The organism is Shuttleworthella sp., assembly GCF_057251025.1.
Genome location: NZ_DBHIDN010000051.1, coordinates 1 through 2178, shown reverse-complemented (window position 1 = coordinate 2178; position 2178 = coordinate 1). Strand labels below are relative to the sequence as shown.

The 2178-nt window shown below is 57.3% G+C and carries 3 protein-coding genes; 2 read left to right on the top strand and 1 reads right to left on the bottom strand.

Going from position 1 to position 2178, the window contains the following annotated elements; translation table 11 throughout:
• Nucleotides 1–169: 169 nt before the first annotated feature.
• Nucleotides 170–1477 (bottom strand): IS21 family transposase, encoded by a 1308-nt coding sequence (gene istA / locus ACO5R6_RS07590; RefSeq protein WP_485626572.1) that lies wholly within the window; start codon nucleotides 1475–1477, stop codon nucleotides 170–172.
• 151 nt (nucleotides 1478–1628) lie between these two features.
• On the opposite strand from istA, the gene ACO5R6_RS07585 reads away from it, so the two are divergent.
• Complete coding sequence (locus ACO5R6_RS07585) at nucleotides 1629–1985, top strand: hypothetical protein (RefSeq protein WP_485626571.1); 357 nt, start codon at nucleotides 1629–1631, stop codon at nucleotides 1983–1985.
• Nucleotides 1986–1992: 7 nt separating this feature from the next.
• Nucleotides 1993–2178: hypothetical protein (locus ACO5R6_RS07580; protein WP_485626570.1), on the top strand; the 186-nt coding region annotated here is incomplete at its 3' end.

Here is a 2178-nt window from a genome sequence, read left to right as displayed (position 1 = left end):
CGGATGTCCTTATGCCGCGCCTCCTCGCAGCAAAGACGGTACAAAACCTCGCGGTAGCTCAGCCCCTCCCTGGACGCTGCGTCCAGCAAAGTATCCAGATTCTCCCGAATGCCGGTCAGCTTCAGACGTCCCAGCAGACTCATGAAATGCTCCTCGTCAATAACCTTGCTCATGACGCCTGCACTGCCTCTTCGTACTCACTCAGCGGACGGCTCAGGGAATCTGTCGTGACCATGCGCAAAGAGGAGCTTTCCCCCTCCCCACCACAATACATAATTCCTCTAAGATGCTCCTTGTCCGTGCTCTTCTGGTGCGTGCCGGGCTGCAGGACATGACGCGCCAACTCCGTACCGTCAGACTGGTAAATCACGACCTCCGCTTCTGTAACCTGCACCTGGACACGTTTGCCGATGGCCGACCACGGCACACTGTAACGGTTCGTGTCCACAACCACATGGGCGTCCGAGGGCACCTTCCTCACATACTCCCGGACCTGGACAAACGGGGGTCTGCCATGAGCGGGCCGGAGCGCTGCTCTCTCCGTCGACTCAAAACGGCTCAACGGCGTGTCCGAGGCATCTGTCAACACCCGCCCGTCCGACTCCGTACGAAGCCAGTTCGCAATATGCCGTTCCATATCCGACCAGCTTGAGAACTCCCGACCGGCGATGCAGTTCCGCTTCACGTAACGGACCCCGTTCTCCACCTTTCCCTTCGTGCGGGCCCGGAAGGGCGCGCACGCCCGTGGACTGAAGCCCCAATAGTCTGCAAACGCTTTGAACTTCTCGTTCAGCAAAAGCTCTCGTGTCCTGGGGTTGTGCTCTGTGACCAAAGCCCGGGGATTGTCCGTCAAAACCTCCGCAGGAACTCCTCCAAAATACGCAAAGGAATCCTCCATCCCCTGAAACCAAGCCTGTTGGTTCTCATGCTCAAAGGCTTTAACGTAGAGACGACGGGAGTACCCAAGCTTCGAGACAAAAAAGTGCACCTTGACCTCAATCCCCCCTATCAGGACTCTCTTCTCTCCAAAGTCTATCTGCATTTGATGGCCTGGGGGCGTCTCAAAGCGAACGGTTGCTAAAGCCTCCCGGCGTAAAACCTCACGATGCGCCTGCACTGCACGCTCTACCGTACGCAGCGAAACGGCTATCCCCTTCTCCGACTCCAACTCCTGCCGGATAACGTCGGCATTACCGCCGTGCTGAAAAAATTTCTCGCGGAGCCAGTCCTCGTGACCCCGAAGGGCTCCCTGAAAAACACGCTTGTCCGTAAGGTTGTACTTCACAACTCCGCCATTGCGGAGATATTTACGAACCGTAACCCGGCTCATGGAGAACTCCCTCGATAATTTGTGGATGCTCCATCCCTGGGAATGAAGCCGCAGCATGGCTGAAACTTCGTCCTGATGTTTGATAGCTCCCTCACCTGCCAACTGTAGGGTTGTTCCACTCAACAGTTTGGCAGAAAGCTGAACCATACAAAACCCCTCCCCTCATCTTTCCTCTGAGGGTGGGGCAGTTTTCTCTGTCGCCTATGGGTCAGTTTATACTGTCGCCTGACAAGCGGTACAGGAGGTTCGCGAAGAGGATTGGCATGCCCTGGAGAAGGGACAGGAGTGGGGCGAGGTTGTGTATTCGCCACAATCCCTGAGCACCAGCAAGAAGGGGCCGACGTATCGCTTTCTGGCCATTCGGGAGCCGTTCGAGTTGGATGGGGCGGAGAGGAAAAAGCTCGGGTTGCCCCAGGATATCCTGCCTCCTCGGCAGCTGGTGTTTCCCGAGATGATTGAAAATATAGAAGAGGAGAGCGAACGCCTGCGAAAGCTGCATCTGACGGAGATGGGAGGCTGTGTGTACAAGGTGTTCGATATCGTAACGAACCTGGAGGATATGGAGGGAGATGCGATAATCCGCTGGCAACGCAAGCGCTTTTGGGCACCACATCCTCAACAAGATGGTGGAGTTCAGCGGCAGGGAGGGCGTTGACCCGCAGATGGCCGACGACGTGAAGACGGTCCTCGAGGAGGCCGGGGTCTCCCGCGAAGTGTTCGACGCGGACACAGACGGCGCAAAAACCAGCGGGGGAGGGAATAGCGGGGGCAGGGGGTTACCCCTGCCCTCTCCCGTCGCCTACCGCCTTACGACGGTGGAGCCCGGCTTAAAGCAGATGCTTACCGTC